Here is a 17,000-nt window from a genome sequence, read left to right as displayed (position 1 = left end):
AAATGACAATCCGGGTGTTGGCGACCCCCGCTCGGGCTACGCCCTCACGGCGCTCGCCAACACCCGGATCAAGTGGCCTGGTTTTACTCCGCCTAATGGACGACTTTTACTCCGCCGTTGACACCCCTTCACCATGTACACCAAACCAAGGAATGATGCGCGATTGGAGATTCTCGCGGCGATAGGGCCTGCCGCCAATCGTGATTGTTTCCACCCGCCGTTCAATCATGTCGCCGTCGGGCAGATTGAACGTGAAACGGTAACGGTAATCGCCGGACTCAACGGGGTGCGAGACCATGATTTGCATCGGCGGTTGTCCGCCCTGCAAATAGCGATCATGGCTAGCTAGGCACTCAAGCCCTGTCATTCTTGGCTTGTTTTGATCCCAGTCGACGAGAATGCGAGATTCTGCTTTCCACCAACCTTGATCGATTTCACCGGAAACATAATAGTCCGGTCGCTCAGTGTTTTGGGCGTAGGTGGGGGATACAGTAACAACTGCCGAGAGCAGCCAAACGATAACCAATGAAGCCTTTGCCTTTGCAGCCACCAACCGCCCCTCCCATGATATCCGTCGCCATTTCCGATCATGCAAACGTATTGCCAACGAATGAATTTGTTACCGTCGAGGTCGCAAGACTACAATCGGACTGGTAAAAGTTAAGTAAGTCGCACGCATTGGTTCCGCGTTTCAATTCTCAGCCTGATCAACTTGGACTACACCGCCGCTTGACCAGATCATGAATACTGGCAGTGGTAACGCGCGTCGACTTTCCGATCTTCACCGTTTCGAGTTCGCCTGTTGAAATCAGCTCATAGAGCTTCGTGCGCCCGACACCGATCATGCGGGCAGCGTCATTGATCCTGACGCAGATCGGTTCGACAGGTTGCTGGCCGCTCATTCCGCCGGTTCCTCTTCGCGATAGTGAGCGGGATCGGCGATCCAGCGATTGATGGCGGTCTCGTGCCATCCCGCGCCGTGGATGCTGATCTTGACCTGCGAAGGGAAGGTACCTTCGGCGATCTTGCGATAGACGGTGGAACGGGAGAGGCCTGTGCGGTCGAGCACAGTTCTCAGGCGGATGATGCGTTCTGTATTGGACATTGGGCGGCCTCACTTTGGTATTCGCAACCCTCCGCAGAACATAGTGAGAACTTTCTAGCGGAACTCAAGGGCCGGCTCGAGCTGGAATTCGGCCAAAGCTTTAGCGATTTCGGTGATTTAGAATGCCTATGGATGGTGGGAGACTTTTGCGGACCATCGCGCCGCTGCCTTCTGGTTCTGAGAATTTTTTTCGGGCGGCCCGATTTCGCGATCGGAACGCTCGGATTTACGGTGGCAACGGCGGCCTTGTGCGCTTCCAGTGCCGGACCTCGTGCACGAATTATTCTCTTCTTAACGCGGCCGGTTGGTCGCAGTGGTTTGAGCCTTTGCTAGAACGCTAAGTTCGACTTAGTCTTTCGACGATATTTTAAACTCGACGACGGTTTATATAGGTGGCAATATGCTAAGTATGGCTACGCGTTCGGATGGAAAATTAAACCAGCTCCAACGGAAGCTTCCGGAGGGACTTCTAGTCGATGCCGCATGGCTGGAGTCCAATGGCTATTCGTCAGCGCTGCGCAGCCAGTATGTACGTTCCGGCTGGTTAGATAGCCCAGCGCGACGGGTCTATCGCCGTTCACGCGAGCCTATGACCTGGCAGCAAGTCGCGATCTCGCTTCAGACCATGCTTGACCTCCCACTGACTGTTGGCGGTCGCACCGCGCTCGAACAGCAAGGCTATGCCCATTACCTTTCGGCAAATGTCCAGACAGTCCACCTTTACGGACCAACACGCCCGCCGACCTGGCTTGCTGATTTGCCGCTCGACGTGACATTTGCTTGGCGCAACAGCTTACGCCTGTTTCCGGCAAATGCCGACACGCCGCCATTGCCAAGCCCCACCACGTACAGTGCCGTTGGCGCGCAATTGCCGGTTCGTTATTCGAGCAAGGAACGCGCCGTTCTCGAACTGCTCGATGAATTGCCCAAGCATGAGAGCTTTCATCAGGTCGATACCTTAATGGAAGGTTTAAGCGATCTCAGCCCGCGTCGCCTGCAAGCTCTTCTCGAAGCGTGCTCCAACGTGAAGGTGAAGCGGCTGTTCCTGTTCTTTGCCGACCGGCACCGCCATGCTTGGCGACCGAAACTCGACTTGGCCAACATCGATTTGGGTTCCGGCAAACGGGTTCTGGTGAAGGGCGGCAGGCTCGATCCGCAATACGACATCACGGTGCCTGCCGATCTTGGAGAGCAATAGGAAATGGCCTTCCAGGACGCCTATCGGCAGCAGGTTGCCCTCCTGATCCGCGCCATCCCGTTCTTGGCGCAAGAGCAGTGCTTCGCGCTCAAGGGCGGCACGGCGATCAACCTCTTCGTGCGCGACTTGCCGCGCCTCTCGGTGGACATCGACCTGACCTACTTGCCGGTCGAGGATCGCGCTTCATCACTTGCAGCTATCGACGCGGCGATGGTGCGGATCAAGAAGCGGATCGAAGCCGGGATACCGGGCGCGGCGTTCGCCCCATCGCGTTCCGCAGGCGACAACATCATCACCAAGGTCATCGTCCGCTCCGAAGGCGTGCAAATCAAGATAGAGGTAACGCCTGTCTTGCGTGGCACCGTCTACGACCCCGTGGTCATGAGCGTCGTGCCCTTAGTCGAAGACACATTCGGCTTCGCCGAAATGCAGGTTGTTTCCTTCGCCGACCTCTATGCTGGAAAGATTGTCGCGGCGCTGGATCGTCAGCACCCGCGCGACTTGTTCGACGTGCGAGACCTGCTGGCGAATGAAGGCATAAGCGACGAGCTGCGGCGCGCATTCCTCATCTATCTCATCAGCCACAATCGCCCGATCGCCGAAGTGCTCGCCCCGACCCGCAAGCCGCTGATCGGGGAATTCGAACGCGGCTTTGTCGGCATGACGCTAGAAAAAGTCGATCTTGCCGATCTGGAGGCTACGCGCGAGGCGCTCGTCACCACAATGGTTGCCCAAATGCCAGATGTGCACCGTCAGTTCTTACTCGCATTCAAGCGCGCTGAACCAGACTGGAATCTTCTCGGCATACCTGAAGCCAAGTACCTGCCAGCAGTCTTATGGAAGCAACGAAACCTTGACCGATTGTCCAAAGGCCAGCGAAGCGAGCTTGCCGATGCATTAGGGGCAATACTTTTCCCGTAGCGGGTCAGAAGTCATCCGGTTGAACTTCCTTTGCCGCGCTCTTCAGCCTCGAACGCCCGCTTCCCCTTGCGCCGGAACAGCACCAGCGCCTGCGCCCCATCTGGCCCGCGCAGCTTGGCCGCAACGGTGAGCAACGCGCCGTAGAGCGCCGCGCGATCATCGTCGGTCAGCTCGATCAAGTCGGCCTTGGCGACGAGGCCACCGAGCTCGATCAGCTGCTTCGTCCTTTCGTTTCACGACACGCTGATGGACGCGGTGCTGACGGCGAGCGCGACGCTCGTGCCCGCCGATCCGCTCGATCCGGTGAGCAACTTCGGACCGCTTGCGAGCGCCACCCAGGCGAACCGGGTGACGGGCTTCATTGCCGCCGCGTGCGCGGAAGGCGGCGAATGCCTCACGCCCGAACGGTCCCTGCCCGAAACCGGCTGCTACGTCGCGCCGACGGTCTTTACCGGCATCTCGCGCGAGATGGGCATCGCGCAGGACGAGGTCTTCGGCCCGGTCCTCTCAGTCCTGCGCTTCAGCGACTTCGACGAGGCCATGGAGCTCGCCAATGCGACCCATTACGGCCTCGCCGCGACGGTCTGGACGCGCGATGCGCGTCGCACCCATGCCGCCGCCAAGGCGATCCGCGCCGGCAGAGTCACGCTTCGCGCCAGCGCCGCCGCTTCGGACCAAAGCGGCTTCGCGCTCGGCGCCGAACCCTGGGGCGCATCGGGATTCGGCGTCGAAGGCGGCATCGAAGGGCTGCGGGCCTATAGCCGGTTGAAGTCGCTGGAATTGGTTCGCTGATGGTGTATGCTTCGGCATCGCGGCATGGAGCAAGTCATTGATGGGAACAGTCGAGCAGCAGCGAATTGCCTCCCTCGACCCCACCTTGCGACCGGTGATCGAAGCGCTCGATGTTCAGTTCGAATGGCCGGCCAATGCCTTTACGAGACTTCAGGGAACGCCGCGCCTGCGTAGCCGCAGCGAAGGCGTGGCCGGCTGGATGCGCGGGCTGACGATCCGCCCCGGCTTCTCGCTGGTGCTCAACGACACCCGGCACGACGCGGAGCAGATCTATCGCCACCGCTGCGCCGATGCTCTCAAGTTTCACGTCAAGCTCGACGGTGCGAGCATAGTCGGCAACGATCAGGGCCTCAAATCGGATGTCCGCAAGGATCAGCTGAGCTACCTCGTCCTGCCGCCGCACTCGATGAAGGTCGAGCGGGTGGGCGGTATGACCCACGAACGCTCGATCACGCTCATCTGCGAACGCGAATTCCTGCGCGCGATGTTCGAGGAGACGAGGGGCACCCTGCCCGAAGGGATCGGCGATTTCATCGCCGGTCGCTCGCCCCGCTTCGAGCATCGCGGCGCGCCGCTGCCGGCGAAGCTTCGCCGCATGGCCGAGGAACTGCTCGACCAGCCCGAGGGTGCACTCGGGGATCTCATGATCGAAGCCAAGGCGATCGAGCTCTTGTGCCATGCCTTCACCGAAGTGTGCGACATCCCGCGCAACGCGGACGGAATTTCGGCGCGGGCCCAGCGCCGCGTCGGCGATCTCGTCGCCATTCTCGACAGCGAGGGGGCAAACAGCCAGAGCGTCGGCGAGCTGTGCCGCATGCTCGCCTGGAACGAGACGCAGATGATGGAGAGCTTCAAAAAGGTGACCGGCTTCACCATCTCGGGCTACCGCCATCGCCTTCGCATGGACGAGGCGCTGCGCCGCCTGCGCACGAGCGATGCCTCGATCACCGAAGTCGCCTTCGATGCGGGCTACGAGCACAGCAGCAATTTCGCGACCGCCTTCAAGCGCACCTTCGGCGTCTCGCCGACCGAGGCGCGGACCCAATACTTCTGAGCCGCGCATAGAAGTTTCGGCGCTGCGCAAGGGCGCGCGCTGGCGTGCTTGACTAAGCATCGGGCGATGACCACCGCAAATAGCTTCAGCGCCGATTACCAGGGCGCCCGCGCTCGCTTTCGCGAGCACGCGAAACGCGCTGGCGGCACGCTCGACACGCTCGCTCATCCCGAGACCGGACCCGACGGCGGCACACTCAGCACCGAGATCGCCTGCTTCGGAGACCGTGACGCACCCGCGAGGCTGCTGCTGATCTCGGGCACCCACGGCGTCGAGGGCTTCTGCGGATCGGGCGCTCAGATCGACCTGCTGCGCCGCGGCGAAATGCGACGCCTGCCGGCAGGGGTCGGCGTGGTCATGGTCCATGCGATCAACCCCTATGGCTTCGCCTGGCGCCGCCGCGTCACGCACGAAAACGTCGATCTCAACCGCAACTGGATCGATTTCGCTGCCCCGCTCCCGCGCAATCCTGGCTACGACGAACTCGCCAGGGCCATCGTTCCGCACGCAAGGACCCCCGCCGCGCTGAGCCAGAGCGCGGCCGCCCTCGGCGCCTATGGCGAGAAGCATGGCCAGACCGAACTGGTCCGGGCGCTGAGCGGCGGGCAATACGCTCATCCCGAAGGCATCTTCTACGGCGGCACTGCGCCGACCTGGTCGCGTCGCGCGCAGGAATCGATCGTATCCGAGTATCTTCGCGGCGCGGGCATGGTGGGTATCATCGACTATCACACCGGTCTCGGCCCCGAAGGCTATGGCGAGCAGATCAACACGCACCCCCGGTCGAGCGCGGACTTCCGGCGCGCGCATGCCTGGTACGGCGCGGCCCTCGCTTCGGTCGCCGACGGCACATCGGCCTCGGCCAAGATCGCCGGCGACGGCCTCAGCGCCGCGCCGGCGCTGCTGCCGGGCGCGCAAGTCACGGCAATGGCGCTCGAATTCGGCACGCAACACATCGATGACGTGCTTGAGGCGCTGAGGTCAGACGCCTGGCTCCACGCCTACTCGGATCCGAACGGGCCGCAAGCCGGTGCGATCAAGCGCCAGATCACCGAGGCCTTCTACGTCGATCGCGACGATTGGCGCGGAATGGTCGCGGGCCAGTCCCTGCTCGCCGTGCGGCAAGCGCTCGCAGCGCTCGCGAGCGCCGTCTCGCCCGCGCCTTGAAACCGCGTGGCGGGCGCCGCGCCGCTCACAGTCCAGGCAGGTCGAGCCATTTTTACGCGCACACGCAATGGCGATTTCGTAGCCTGCGTCGGCTTGGCGCATAACGCCGATCGCCGGATCGTTCCAGTGCACGCGCTCGAACCGCCACGCCGCCGCCTCGGTGTCATCGGCGACGATGACCATACCGGCATACTGCGAGACCGCTGTTTGGACCTACGATGACCGGCTATGATAGTAGCTGACATTCCTAAGGCCTCACCGGAACGGCTTGAATTGGTCGGGAGCAGCTGCCTCTAGAAGACACCAAAGTGCGCCATGCCTCTCTAATGAAAAGCCCCTGATACCAATTATATGCTGGCGGGACTGAGCGTGCGAGATTGTCATAGTGCGCATTGAACCACGATCTCGCATCCTCACCGACAGGGACCGGATTTGGAAGGCTTGAGAGGAAAGAGAAGCGTCCTATGATACGGGCAGTTTCCCGAGGATGGCGCGGTTCGGAGAAGGTAATAGCAAATCTTTCCGCTTCGATCTCAGCATCATAGTAATCGAGCGTAGGCGGCCTCTGCGCCTGATCGACAAGCCAATGGCCGAGTTCATGCCCCACGAGGAATTTGTTGAAAAGCATGTCATAGAGCCGCTTCGGCGGCTCGCCAGGCAAATCCGTCGCCGCCCATTGGCCGAAAATCCTTCACAAGTGAGCGCTGAGACCCTGCTGTTAGGGCAGCACCGCTTCAGCGCGAAGCTTCTAGTACTCGTTGCAATCTTGATTGGACTGACGTTCGCTATCGTGCAGCAATGGTGAGCGTCCGCAAAGTCGTCGTGTCCGGCAAGTCCGCTTCAGGCCGTGGGGGATAGATCACTGCTTTCAGCCCTCCCCAGTCTGAGATACCAAATTCCAGACTACCATCAAATCGCATCATGAGACGGTGCGCAGTGGGGATGCCAAGTCCGAAGCCTTTCGTGTCGCGTCCGCGGGCATCGTCGAGACGGAAGAAAGGGTCGAGAATGTCTTGAAAATGCTCCGGTGGAATACCCGAGCCCTCATCCTCAATCACGATAGCCCAGCGTTGAGCATCATTGCGCTCGATCTCTAGATGTGCTCGATTACCGAACTGTATTGCGTTCTCAACCAAGTTCTTGACTGCCAGGGCGACTGGTTCCGGATAAGTCACAAGCATCACGTCTGCCTGTTCTCTCAGGGTTGCAAGGTCTCCAAAGGAAGCGACGGCTTCTCGGATCAGTGCGCCTAGTTCAACGGGCTCCGGCGTGGCCTGAAGCGTCTGGGCACGAAGAAATCCTTGTAGCGACTCCAGCAACGCATCCATTTCACTGACGCTATCAAGGATCATCTCTGCAAGCTCTTGGTCGTCGAGAAGCTCTGCCGCGATCTTCTGTCGAGCCAAGGGCGTTCGAAGGTCGTGACTGATGGCTTCAAACGACTTGGTCTGGTCTCGCAGCAGTCGGGAAATCCGGGCCTGCATCAAGTTCATGGCATGGGACAAGTTTCGTACGTCGCGTGGGCCTTCCTCTCGGACGAGGATCTCACGGCCCCGGCCGATCTGATCAGCTGCTGCAGTCAATCGTCGCAACGGACTAGATAACAAAAGCAAAGCTGCCAGTCCGATCGCCAGCAACACGAGGGATGCGGCCATAGTTATCGTGATGGCTCTGGATGCGACAGGCCACATGGATGAGATGTCGCGGGACCTGAAGTTCAACCATCTCCCACCAGCCAATTGGATTGAACCAGCAAGATCTTTACGATGGGCGGTACCGGGCACACGAGAAAGCCGAAGTGATCGATCCGCGAGTGATGGTTCCCATGAAACGATCCGCTGGGCGATTCCGGCAAGATCCCCATCACGACCGTCGGGGTCAACGTTTGGGTTTGGAGCGACGTCGGCTTGGAGATATCGCGTGGTCATGACTTCCGGCACGCGCCGGGGTGACATAGCATAAGTGCGGTCGCTCACGACCAACAGTTCAGCAATGCGTCGTGCATGATCGTCGTTCAAAGTCTGCCTGTCGATGGCGCGATAAAACATCAGGCTCGCCAGGAGCTGTACTACCACGAGCACCACGAGCACCACGGCGACAGCGACAGTGAAGCGAGGAGCTCGCAAATTGAACAGGGCTGCATTCCTCTCACGCACGCCGGCGTGCTGCCAGTCGGTTAGGGGCGACAGGATTCCTGAACCAGGCTGCGGTCAATCCTTCAATTCAGTTCAGCAATGGTTTGTCGCAATAGGAATGCTGCCATTGTCTAATTACGTGCGTCGTCGCTCTCAGTGTAGGTAGTTGAGCTGGCAGAGCCTAGGTCAACGTCATGAAGGCTTTTGTCAGTGAAAACGGCAAGAACGAAAAGGCCGCATCCCTATAGGACCGAAAAGAATACGCCGAGGATCGTCGCAACTATCGCGTGCAAGCTCCAAGCGTCCATGGCCCGGATATAAGCCAAGGCGGCACCGACCATCAGCACTCCAACGAGCACGATCTATTCATTCATTCGGCGCAGATCAGATGCGGCGTTCTGCTCTTTTGACATCATGACAATTGATATGATGAGCATGGTCCGCCCAAGCCACATGAGACCTTGAAAGTGCACGCGCGTATGGGCGTGGTCGGGGGAATGATCGTGTGGGCGGCGGCATCGCCCGCGACGGCATCGCGCTCTACGAAGCCGACGACAACGACGAACTAGCGCGGCCCAAGCCCAAGACCCCGCATGCCGCGCTCCAGATGGCGCGAGAGTACTATGAGGAGTGGTTTCCGAGCGCTGAGAGCTTCGTTCGAGGATATCGTTACGCCTTCAGGGATGGCGATCTGAAGAAGGCTGCATTCGACCTACATCAGGCCGCCGAAAGGTTTTGTCATACCGTCCTGCTGGTTTTGACGTTTCACTCGCCGCACATTCACAACCTCGCCTTCCTGAGAACCCAAGTCGAACGTCTTGACCCCCGGCTTCAGGCTGTATGGCCCGATGACAACCGCAAGCAGCGCGGGATGTTCGAGAAGCTCAAGGAAGCTTACGTCAAAGCGCGCTACGCTAAGCACTATCGAATCAGCGAAGAGGAGCTGGACTGGCTCAGCGCTCGGGTCGAGGATCTCGCACGGGTCGTTCAGGCCATCTGCTTGGAGCGGATTGAACAACTCGAGGCGACCGCTCGCGAGGCCGGTTAATGCAATCGCTGGACGTCAGCTTCTGCTACGCAGATTGAGCCGCCCCGATGGCGAATCTGGCATGGTTAGAGGACATCAGCCCCGATTTTCCCGTCTATCAAGACGACAAACAAACGGGTAATCTCGGGCGTGGACTTTTCGGCGATCCTTATCCTTCCCTACAGTGCGGTCGTTGCCACTGCCGCGTTGGGTGTAGCGCTGATTTTTCGACGTCAAGCGCCTCGCTTGATCTGGCTTTTCCTGTTCTCATTCTTCACGGCTGCGCCTGTTTTTATTAGGATGCCAAGAGCAGGCGAAGTTGGGTACTGGATCGTCCTCGCCTTAGGCTTGTCAATTTGGGCTGCAATTGGAACTCTCTTCGGTGCGGGCGTGGCGAAGTTGACGAGAGCGACCATTCGCGCATTACAAGGCAAGTGACCGCAATGTCGTCGTGTCCGGAAAGGCTAGCCTTGACGCCTGATGCTCGATTTCTGCCATGCCGTCACGCCGTTCGAGCAAATACTGACTGAAGAAACTGGATCGCCCAATCGGAATTCGGCGACCAGCGGAGAGGACGCAGGGCAAGTCCAGAATCATCTCATGTAAGCTTGGAATGCCCCATCAAAGCTAGCCCTCTTTGTGGGGTCTAACGTTGGAACGACATCAGCGACGTTCCGGAAAAAGCAGTCAAATCAAACCACTAAGGCGCTTGACTGGCGCACCCGACAGGATTCGAACCTGTGGCCTCTGCCTTCGGAGGGCAGCGCTCTATCCAGCTGAGCTACGGGTGCTCTGGTCCGCACGTCGCGCGGGGCAGGAAGCGCGGTTAGCAGAGGCGCCGGGCGGTGGCCAGTGGCAAATGCGTTGCTCGGGCAGGGGCGGGCAACGGCCCGCCGGTCTCGTGCATGGGCCGAGGGCGACAAGGGGCAATGGCATTCGCCCGGTCCAGATCGGCGAGCCGACAACCAGAGCGTCGCCGGGATTTTCGCAACCGATCGATGCGCTGAACGGCGCGAGCATGCGCAAGCCTTGGTCCGTTAGGCGATTGGAAAGGGCGCCGCGCCTAAAGCCTTCGAGATGGATGCGCATAGTGCCAGCAGGACGGATTTTCGCGGTGGTTCTGCCAGCGCCACTCCCGCGGCGCACGGCAAAAGCTCGGTCAGCGCGCTCTCGATGAAGTGGTCGGGCCTGCACGACGCGGCGGAGACCGTGGCGGCGATCGCCGGGATCGACTCACCCCCGATGACGCCGGCAGTGCGCAATCTGCCGGGCATGATGCGCGATGCCGGCGGATGGCGCCGCCAGCGCGCCGAACAAGGGATCGAGGATCTCGCCGCACTGATGGAGCCGGGGCTCAGCGCGCTGCTGACGGCCTGTGCGCAAGGCGCGGATCCCCGCCCCGCCGCGCGGGCCTTGTGGCACGAGTTCGTGCTCGCACGCGACGCGCTCCTGGCGCTCGCGCCGCCGACGGGAACGCATCGCCGGACGATGTAGCGAAGGCGGTGTAGCGAAGGCGGTTCGCGGCCTCTTGATCGTTCCGCTTATGTTCCTATGATGCGGCATGACCTCGCTCGATTCCCCGCTGGCCGCGCCGATCGCGTCCACCCCGCCGATTGCCTCGGACGTGGCGCGCGGCATCTGCCGCCTGTTCGCTCGCAACGATATCTGGTGCCTGCCCGAAATGCCGCTGCGCTGCGGACGCCGCGCGGACCTCATGGGCATCGACGGCAAGGGCCATGTCGTGATCGTTGAGATCAAGGTGGCCCGCGCGGATCTGCTTGGCGACAGCAAATGGCCGGATTATCTCGACTACTGCGACCGGTTCTACTGGGGTCTTTCGCCTGCACTCGACCGGTCCTGCCTCGAATCCGAAGCATTCCTGCCGGAATGCTGCGGCGTGATCGTCGCCGATGGCTACGATGCCGAGATCCTGAGACCCGCCCCGACGCGGCGCATGGCTGCGGCGCGGCGCAAGGTGGAAGTCGAGCGGCTGGCGCGCGCGGCCTTGCGGCGCAGCGTCATCGCGGCGGATCCGCATACTTCGCAGTGGGGGCTCGAACAATGAGCCCGCGCTTACGCCTGATAAAGACATCGCGACGGATCCAGGATCAACTCATCTGATTTTCGGAACATTGATCCTGTGTCGCGCGTCTGTGTTTGTGAAAGCCAATGACGGCCGCAGGACGGGAAATCGATGAAAGATCCACAAACGTGGTTCGAGAGCTGGGATCGTATTTTCGCGGTCGTGATCGCTGCGGTCGCAGTCTATCTCGCGATTGTCGTCGTCGTACGTATTTCCGGCAAGCGGACCACGGCCAACTTCAACAGCTTCGACTGGTTGATCACGGTTACGATCGGCTCGCTGGCGAGCTCCGGCATCCTGTTGCCCGATATCGCCGTGGCCGATGCCCTGGCGGCGATCTTGACCCTCACGCTGTGCCAGTACGGCATCACCTGGGCCGTGCGCCGTTCCGACATGATCGGGAGCGTCGTCAAGGCAGAGCCGCTGCTGCTGCTCAATCGCGGCCAAGTGCTGCAGGACAATCTCGACAAGGCGCGAATCTCGGTCGCCGAATTGCGCGCGGTCCTGCGAGGCAAGGGTTTTGCCGATGCCGAGCAGGCCGTCTGGGTCGTCCTCGAAACCAATGGCGAGGTCTCGGTGATGGGCGGTGATCCGAGTGGCGCGCCCAAAGATCACTGGGCGACGCGGGACGTCATGACCGGAGCCGCCCATATAGGAACGAGCGGATGAGCGAATCCGAGGGTCAGTCGCTCGCCAAGGACCGGACCGACTGGGCCGAAGATCGCACGCTGATGGCGAACGAGCGGACGTATGCCGGCTGGATGCGTACCGGGTTGGCCTGTGTCGGCATCGGCATCGCGTTCAATGCGCTGTTCACGAAAATGGAGCCGCAATGGCTGCCGCGGGCCATGGCCAGCGCCTTCATTCTCGTCGGCATCATCATCTTCTACACGGCGCGGCGCAAATCCAGCGCCGTGCTGGAAAGACTGTCCGCGCACCACGCGAGCCCGGTCAATTCGACGAATATCAACTTGATCGCGATCCTGTTGTCCGCGGCCAGTTTCGCCCTCATGGGCGGAATCTGGATCATGTAGCGCGCCGATCCGCCAAACGCGCAAGCAGGGCGCGTTTGCGGTCTCGCGACATCCTCGACCAGTCCGAGATCTCTTCGAGCGTGCGTTGGCAACCGCGACACCAACCCGTGGTGTCGTCGATGCGGCATACGCCATTACACGGGCTCGCCGGGTCCTGCATCAGCGCCTTGTCGCGGGTTTATTACAAAGCGCAACCGCAATTTTCTTGCGCCGAACCGCAATCGCGATTACATCCGCCGCCAGCAACCGGCGCGCGGACCATTTCCGCCGCAGTCCGCGAGCGGCGTGAGGTTCCCGAAACGGAACCGGCCCGGACGAGCGGTTGTGCCTCGAATTGCTTCCTTCTTCACGCAGGGTCGCTCGGTCGAACCCTCGCGACGCGTGCCCTTTCGGCGCGCCTCCCAACCGTATGAGAACATCTTTGTCCTATTTTTCCAAACTCGGCCTAGCCGAGCCTATCCTTCGCGCGCTCGGCGCCAAGGGCTATACCGATGCGACCCCGATTCAGCGCCAGGCGATCCCCGCACTGATGGAAGGTCGCGATCTGCTCGGCATCGCGCAGACCGGCACCGGCAAGACCGCGGCGTTCTCGCTGCCCTCGCTGCATCGCCTCGCCGCCAATCCCCAGCCGCGCAACAACGCGGGATGCCGGATGCTGGTGCTGTCGCCGACCCGCGAGCTTGCGGCGCAGATCGCCGACAACATGCGCGGCTATGCCAAGTTCCTCGATATGTCGGTCCAGTGCATCTTCGGCGGCGTGCCGGCCGGCAAGCAGGCGCGCGCCTTGGAGCGTGGCTGCGACGTGCTCGTGGCGACGCCGGGCCGCCTGCTCGACTTGATCGACCAGCGCGCGCTGACGCTGCGCCATGTCGAGATCTTCGTGCTCGACGAAGCCGACCAGATGATGGATCTCGGCTTCATTCGCCCGCTCAAGCGCGTTGCCGCGCTGCTGCCGAAGGAGCGTCAGAGCCTGTTCTTCTCGGCCACGATGCCCCAGGCGATCGCCGAACTCGGCAAGCAGTTCATCCGCAACCCGATCAAGGTGGAAGTGGCACCGCAGTCGACCACGGCCGAGCGGGTCGAGCAGTACGCGACGTTCGTCAATCAGGCCGAAAAGCAGGCTCTGCTTACGCTGCGGCTGCGGGCGGGACTGGCCGATGGCTCGATCGATCGTGCGCTCGTCTTCACGCGCACCAAGCATGGCGCCGACCGCGTCGTTCGCTTTCTCGCCGGTGCGCAAGTGCCTTCGGCCGCGATCCATGGCAACAAGTCGCAAGGACAGCGGACCGCAGCGCTGGGCGGCTTTCGCAACGGCTCGATCCGGGTCCTCGTCGCGACCGACATCGCCGCGCGCGGCATCGACGTTTCGGGCGTGAGCCACGTCTTCAACTTCGAGCTGCCCAACGTGGCCGAGCAATACGTCCACCGTATCGGCCGCACCGCGCGCGCCGGGGCGGACGGTGTCGCGATCAGCTTCGTCGCGCCCGATGAGCGTTCCTATCTCAAGGACATCGAGCGGCTCACGCGCATTCGCCTCACGCCGATGCCGTTGCCCGAGGATTTCCTTGCCGAAGCCGCGAAGTTGCCCAAGCCGGCCAGCCGCAGCACCGGTAGCGACAATGGCGGGCGGAACGCTGGCGGCGGCAGAAATGCCGGCGGCGGCAGAGGCGCTGGCGGTGGCAGGAATGCCGGCGGCGGCAACAAGCCGCGCGGCGATCGGCCGAAGACCGACCGCGGCCAGGAAGACGGCGAGCAGCAGCGCAAGCGGCGCTTCCGTCCCCGGGGCGCCAGCAACGTCGGCGCGCACAAGGGCGCGGTTCGCCGCACCGGTTGAGCCGCCCCGCGTCGCAAGGTTCGGCATCGCGGCGACAGTGCCGCGATGCCACGCCCTGCCCCAAAATGTAGGCTGCCTGATCAAAGTCTCTGGCCGGTGGCCTTCCGCATCGTCATAAGCGCTGCCCATGTGGGCAACTGTCGCCGCGATCGGAGCATCCGCGCTCGCCATGTCGGCGATCGTGGGCCTGCGCTATGTCGCGTCGAGCGGCTTCTTCGCGTGGCTGACGAAGCGCGTGCGGCCCGGCCAATATGACGGTCTCGGGCCCCAGATCGGCAGCGAAGTGCGCTGGTCCCTGCTTTCCGCGCTGATCTTCGGCATTCCCGCCGGCGTGGTCGCCTGGGGCTGGCAGGAACGCGGCTGGACCAAAATCTACACCGAATGGGATGCCCAGCCGCTGTGGTGGCTACCCGCCTCGGTGCTCCTCTACCTCTTCCTTCACGACACCTGGTTTTATTGGACGCACCGCCTGATGCACCGCCCGAAGGTGTTTCGCGTCGCGCATGCCGTCCACCACGCCAGCCGCCCGCCCACGGCATGGGCCGCGATGAGCTTCCATCCGATCGAAGCGCTGACCGGCGCCGTAGTGATTCCGGTGCTGGTGTTGCTGGTGCCGATCCACGTCGCCATGCTCGGTCTCGTCCTGTTCGTCATGACCGTGATGGGGATCACCAATCACATGGGCTGGGAAATGTTTCCCCGTTCCCTCGTTAACTCGCGGTTCGGCGGCTGGCTGATAACCGCGAGCCACCACAATCGCCACCATGAGCAGTATCGATGCAATTACGGGCTCTATTTTCGCGTATGGGACAGACTTTGCAAGACCGACGCCGGCCTCTCGGCGCCCTGAGCATCCTGCTCGCGGCTCCCATGCTCGTCGGCGGGATTCCCGCCGAGGGCGACGTGGTGGCGACCGTCACCAATTTGCGATCGAGCAAGGGTCAGGTGCTGGCCTGCATGACCGCGCAGCCCACAGCGTTTCCCGGGTGCGACGACGACCCTTCCGCGCGCACGATCATCGTCCCCGCCCACGCCAGGGTCGAGCTCGACTTCGGCGCAGTGCCGCGTGGTCGCTACGCGATCTCGATCGTTCATGACGAGAACGGCAACGGCAAGCTCGATAAGCGGCTGATGATGCCGCGTGAAGGCTATGGTTTTTCGAACGATGCCCCCGTGCGCATGGGGCCGCCCAGTTTCAGCAATGCGGCCTTCGATGTCACCGAATCGCAAGAGCGCTTGTCCATCCGGATGCGCTACATGTTCTGATCCCTTGCTAGGATGCGGCGCGCCACATAAGCGAAGCGTGTGGCAGACGCGAATCTCCGAGCTCCGGATCCCGTAACCGACGTTATCGAACACGGGGCCTTTTCTCCGTTCCGATACCCCGTGTTCCGCGCGATCTGGATCGCGAACCTCTTTTCCAACCTCGGCGCGACGATCCAGGCGGTAGCGGCGGCGTGGATGATGACCGAGCTGACCACGTCGCATCAGCTCGTCGCGCTCGTGCAAGCCTCGGCCACGGTTCCGATCATGCTGTTCGGCGTCTTCGCCGGGGCGATCGCCGACAACTTCGACCGGCGACTGGTGATGCTGGCGGCGCAAGTCGGCATGTTGGTGGTATCCAGCATGCTCGCCTTCCTCGCCTATCTCGGGATTCTCAATCCGACGCTGCTGCTCGCCTTCACGCTTTCGGTCGGGATCGGCACCGCGCTGAACTCGCCTGCCTGGCAGGCCTCGGTCCGCCAGCAGGTGCATCCGCGCGAACTTCCCCAGGCGATCGCGCTGAACTCGATCTCGTTCAACATCGCGCGCTCGATCGGCCCGGCGCTGGGCGGCGTGCTGCTGTCGCTGTGGGACGCATCGTTCGCCTTCGCGATCAACGCGCTCAGCTACATCGGACTGATCATCGTGCTGCTGTGGTGGAAGCCCGAGCCGCGCGCGATCGAACGGCGCGCGATCCTGCCGGCGGTCGCCGTCGGCTTTCGCTACTGCATGGGATCGTCGCCCTTGCGCCGCATTCTGATGCGCGGCGGCTCGCTCGGCTTCAGCCTCGCCGCTTTCCAGGCCCTGTTGCCGACGATCGTTTCGGATCAGCTCAACGGCAACGAGCTGGATTTCGGCATGATGCTCGGCACGTTCGGCATCGGCTCGATCTTGGCGGCGCCTTTTGTGGGCCGAATCCGCCGCAAGCTCCAGCTCGAGGGCATTCTCGCGGTCGGTACGCTGATGTTCGTCTTCGTGCTCTCGCTGCTGGCCGCAGTGCACTCCGTCTATCACGCGCTGCCCGCCGCCTTCGTAGGCGGGATGGGCTGGGTGATGATCCTCACCAGCATCAACACCGCGGTACAGCTGCGATCGCCCGACGCGATTCTCGGGCGCTGCCTTTCGATCTACCAGGCCGTGACATTCGGCGGGATGGCCTTGGGCTCCTGGTTCTGGGGCGCGATCGCCGACTGGCGCGATCTGCCCTTCGCGCTGCACGCGGGATCCGTCTTCCTGGTCGTCTCGTTCACGATCCTGCGGTTTCTCGCCCCGCTGCCCAAGCCCGGCGAAGGCGTGATCGACTAATGACCTCACGCGGAGCGCCCGCGCGTTCCGCCCGTCCCTGCGGCCCCTGCGTAAAGTTTACCCGCGCGACTTAGCGCTTTCT

21 protein-coding genes, 1 tRNA gene and 1 pseudogene are annotated in these 17,000 nt (G+C 62.0%); 15 read left to right on the top strand and 8 right to left on the bottom strand.

Translation table 11 applies throughout. The annotated features are described in order from the left end of the window. Positions 1-106 precede the first annotated feature (106 nt). From GQO94_RS04015 to GQO94_RS04005, 3 genes are all read right to left on the bottom strand, one after another. Positions 107-550: a hypothetical protein gene (locus tag GQO94_RS04015; RefSeq protein ID WP_156839841.1), complete on the bottom strand. Its 444-nt coding sequence runs from the start codon at positions 548-550 to the stop codon at positions 107-109. A gap of 157 nt (positions 551-707) precedes the next feature. Beyond that, on the bottom strand, positions 708-902 hold the full coding sequence (locus GQO94_RS04010) for a helix-turn-helix domain-containing protein (protein WP_156839840.1): 195 nt from the start codon (positions 900-902) through the stop codon (positions 708-710). Beyond that, complete coding sequence (locus tag GQO94_RS04005; protein WP_156839839.1) at positions 899-1,105, bottom strand: helix-turn-helix transcriptional regulator; 207 nt, start codon at positions 1,103-1,105, stop codon at positions 899-901. The genes GQO94_RS04010 and GQO94_RS04005 overlap by 4 nt, the downstream gene beginning before the upstream one ends. Positions 1,106-1,514: 409 nt before the next feature. Between GQO94_RS04005 and GQO94_RS04000 the strand changes: the two genes are divergently transcribed. Next, on the top strand, positions 1,515-2,303 hold the full coding sequence (locus GQO94_RS04000; protein ID WP_156839838.1) for a type IV toxin-antitoxin system AbiEi family antitoxin: 789 nt from the start codon (positions 1,515-1,517) through the stop codon (positions 2,301-2,303). Between the two features lie 3 nt (positions 2,304-2,306). Continuing rightward, entirely contained in the window at positions 2,307-3,224 is a 918-nt protein-coding gene (locus GQO94_RS03995; RefSeq protein ID WP_156839837.1) for a nucleotidyl transferase AbiEii/AbiGii toxin family protein, read from the top strand. An 11-nt stretch (positions 3,225-3,235) separates the two neighbouring features. Here GQO94_RS03995 and GQO94_RS03990 read toward each other — a convergent pair whose 3' ends face one another. Continuing rightward, positions 3,236-3,439, bottom strand: coding sequence for a conjugal transfer protein TraD (locus tag GQO94_RS03990; protein ID WP_156839836.1), 204 nt, complete (start codon positions 3,437-3,439; stop codon positions 3,236-3,238). Between GQO94_RS03990 and GQO94_RS03985 the strand changes: the two genes are divergently transcribed. The 3 genes from GQO94_RS03985 to GQO94_RS03975 all read left to right on the top strand — a co-directional run bounded on the left by GQO94_RS03985 (position 3,411) and on the right by GQO94_RS03975 (position 6,237). Continuing rightward, a complete protein-coding gene (locus tag GQO94_RS03985; RefSeq protein WP_156839835.1) occupies positions 3,411-4,016 on the top strand; it encodes an aldehyde dehydrogenase family protein in 606 nt (201 codons plus the stop codon). The two genes, GQO94_RS03990 and GQO94_RS03985, sit on opposite strands and share 29 nt — an antisense overlap. 40 nt (positions 4,017-4,056) lie before the next feature. After that, entirely contained in the window at positions 4,057-5,070 is a 1,014-nt protein-coding gene (locus tag GQO94_RS03980) for a helix-turn-helix transcriptional regulator (RefSeq protein ID WP_156839834.1), read from the top strand. Positions 5,071-5,136: 66 nt separating this feature from the next. Next, positions 5,137-6,237 carry a M14 family metallopeptidase gene (locus GQO94_RS03975; RefSeq protein ID WP_156839833.1) on the top strand — a complete coding sequence of 367 codons (1,101 nt, stop codon included), beginning with the start codon at positions 5,137-5,139 and terminating at the stop codon, positions 6,235-6,237. Between the two features lie 25 nt (positions 6,238-6,262). Here the strand turns inward: GQO94_RS03975 and GQO94_RS03970 are convergent. Continuing rightward, a pseudogene (locus GQO94_RS03970) lies at positions 6,263-6,435 on the bottom strand (urocanate hydratase); the annotation flags it as partial. A 289-nt stretch (positions 6,436-6,724) separates the two neighbouring features. Here GQO94_RS03970 and GQO94_RS03965 point away from each other — a divergent pair. Continuing rightward, positions 6,725-7,042 carry a hypothetical protein gene (locus GQO94_RS03965; RefSeq protein ID WP_198045783.1) on the top strand — a complete coding sequence of 106 codons (318 nt, stop codon included), beginning with the start codon at positions 6,725-6,727 and terminating at the stop codon, positions 7,040-7,042. Here the strand turns inward: GQO94_RS03965 and GQO94_RS03960 are convergent. Beyond that, positions 7,023-8,393 (bottom strand): ATP-binding protein, encoded by a 1,371-nt coding sequence (locus GQO94_RS03960; RefSeq protein ID WP_232332758.1) that lies wholly within the window; start codon positions 8,391-8,393, stop codon positions 7,023-7,025. The genes GQO94_RS03965 and GQO94_RS03960 overlap by 20 nt on opposite strands. A gap of 484 nt (positions 8,394-8,877) precedes the next feature. Here GQO94_RS03960 and GQO94_RS03955 point away from each other — a divergent pair, with 484 nt between their 5' ends. Next, positions 8,878-9,420: a HEPN domain-containing protein gene (locus GQO94_RS03955; protein ID WP_332310827.1), complete on the top strand. Its 543-nt coding sequence runs from the start codon at positions 8,878-8,880 to the stop codon at positions 9,418-9,420. Positions 9,421-10,113: 693 nt separating this feature from the next. On the opposite strand, the gene GQO94_RS03950 is transcribed toward GQO94_RS03955, so the two are convergent. Continuing rightward, positions 10,114-10,190 (bottom strand) — tRNA-Arg (locus GQO94_RS03950). A 286-nt stretch (positions 10,191-10,476) separates the two neighbouring features. Here GQO94_RS03950 and GQO94_RS03945 point away from each other — a divergent pair. The 4 genes from GQO94_RS03945 (at position 10,477) to GQO94_RS03930 (ending at position 12,516) form a co-directional block, all read left to right on the top strand. Beyond that, positions 10,477-10,893, top strand: coding sequence for a hypothetical protein (locus GQO94_RS03945; protein ID WP_232332757.1), 417 nt, complete (start codon positions 10,477-10,479; stop codon positions 10,891-10,893). 67 nt (positions 10,894-10,960) lie between these two features. After that, positions 10,961-11,464, top strand: coding sequence for an MmcB family DNA repair protein (locus GQO94_RS03940; protein ID WP_156839831.1), 504 nt, complete (start codon positions 10,961-10,963; stop codon positions 11,462-11,464). Between the two features lie 129 nt (positions 11,465-11,593). Then, positions 11,594-12,151: a DUF421 domain-containing protein gene (locus GQO94_RS03935; protein WP_156839830.1), complete on the top strand. Its 558-nt coding sequence runs from the start codon at positions 11,594-11,596 to the stop codon at positions 12,149-12,151. Next, entirely contained in the window at positions 12,148-12,516 is a 369-nt protein-coding gene (locus tag GQO94_RS03930; protein ID WP_156839829.1) for a YidH family protein, read from the top strand. Before GQO94_RS03935 ends, GQO94_RS03930 begins: the two co-directional genes overlap by 4 nt. Here the strand turns inward: GQO94_RS03930 and GQO94_RS03925 are convergent. Next, positions 12,509-12,676, bottom strand: coding sequence for a DUF1289 domain-containing protein (locus tag GQO94_RS03925; protein WP_156839828.1), 168 nt, complete (start codon positions 12,674-12,676; stop codon positions 12,509-12,511). The two genes, GQO94_RS03930 and GQO94_RS03925, sit on opposite strands and share 8 nt — an antisense overlap. 261 nt (positions 12,677-12,937) lie before the next feature. Here GQO94_RS03925 and GQO94_RS03920 point away from each other — a divergent pair, with 261 nt between their 5' ends. The 4 genes from GQO94_RS03920 to GQO94_RS03905 all read left to right on the top strand — a co-directional run bounded on the left by GQO94_RS03920 (position 12,938) and on the right by GQO94_RS03905 (position 16,918). Beyond that, the gene (locus GQO94_RS03920) at positions 12,938-14,350 is read left to right on the top strand and encodes a DEAD/DEAH box helicase (RefSeq protein WP_156839827.1); all 1,413 of its coding nucleotides are present in this window, start codon (positions 12,938-12,940) and stop codon (positions 14,348-14,350) included. 127 nt (positions 14,351-14,477) lie between these two features. Beyond that, on the top strand, positions 14,478-15,200 hold the full coding sequence (locus tag GQO94_RS03915) for a sterol desaturase family protein (RefSeq protein WP_156839826.1): 723 nt from the start codon (positions 14,478-14,480) through the stop codon (positions 15,198-15,200). Continuing rightward, positions 15,167-15,616 (top strand): DUF2141 domain-containing protein, encoded by a 450-nt coding sequence (locus tag GQO94_RS03910; protein WP_332310825.1) that lies wholly within the window; start codon positions 15,167-15,169, stop codon positions 15,614-15,616. Before GQO94_RS03915 ends, GQO94_RS03910 begins: the two co-directional genes overlap by 34 nt. 39 nt (positions 15,617-15,655) lie before the next feature. Continuing rightward, positions 15,656-16,918 (top strand): MFS transporter, encoded by a 1,263-nt coding sequence (locus GQO94_RS03905; RefSeq protein ID WP_156839825.1) that lies wholly within the window; start codon positions 15,656-15,658, stop codon positions 16,916-16,918. Positions 16,919-17,000: the final 82 nt, after the last annotated feature.

Source organism: Novosphingobium aquimarinum (assembly GCF_009746585.1).
GTDB lineage: Bacteria > Pseudomonadota > Alphaproteobacteria > Sphingomonadales > Sphingomonadaceae > Novosphingobium > Novosphingobium aquimarinum.
This window is presented reverse-complemented; position numbering and strand designations above follow the sequence as displayed.

Coding starts and splice junctions, on each gene's coding strand:
- GQO94_RS04010 (WP_156839840.1), bottom strand. CDS start 902: ATGAGCGGCCAGCAACCTGTCGAACCGATCTGCGTCAGGATCAATGAC.
- GQO94_RS04005 (WP_156839839.1), bottom strand. CDS start 1,105: ATGTCCAATACAGAACGCATCATCCGCCTGAGAACTGTGCTCGACCGC.
- GQO94_RS04000 (WP_156839838.1), top strand. CDS start 1,515: ATGGCTACGCGTTCGGATGGAAAATTAAACCAGCTCCAACGGAAGCTT.
- GQO94_RS03995 (WP_156839837.1), top strand. CDS start 2,307: ATGGCCTTCCAGGACGCCTATCGGCAGCAGGTTGCCCTCCTGATCCGC.
- GQO94_RS03980 (WP_156839834.1), top strand. CDS start 4,057: ATGGGAACAGTCGAGCAGCAGCGAATTGCCTCCCTCGACCCCACCTTG.
- GQO94_RS03975 (WP_156839833.1), top strand. CDS start 5,137: ATGACCACCGCAAATAGCTTCAGCGCCGATTACCAGGGCGCCCGCGCT.
- GQO94_RS03965 (WP_198045783.1), top strand. CDS start 6,725: ATGGCGCGGTTCGGAGAAGGTAATAGCAAATCTTTCCGCTTCGATCTC.
- GQO94_RS03945 (WP_232332757.1), top strand. CDS start 10,477: ATGGATGCGCATAGTGCCAGCAGGACGGATTTTCGCGGTGGTTCTGCC.
- GQO94_RS03940 (WP_156839831.1), top strand. CDS start 10,961: ATGACCTCGCTCGATTCCCCGCTGGCCGCGCCGATCGCGTCCACCCCG.
- GQO94_RS03935 (WP_156839830.1), top strand. CDS start 11,594: ATGAAAGATCCACAAACGTGGTTCGAGAGCTGGGATCGTATTTTCGCG.
- GQO94_RS03930 (WP_156839829.1), top strand. CDS start 12,148: ATGAGCGAATCCGAGGGTCAGTCGCTCGCCAAGGACCGGACCGACTGG.
- GQO94_RS03925 (WP_156839828.1), bottom strand. CDS start 12,676: ATGCAGGACCCGGCGAGCCCGTGTAATGGCGTATGCCGCATCGACGAC.
- GQO94_RS03915 (WP_156839826.1), top strand. CDS start 14,478: ATGTGGGCAACTGTCGCCGCGATCGGAGCATCCGCGCTCGCCATGTCG.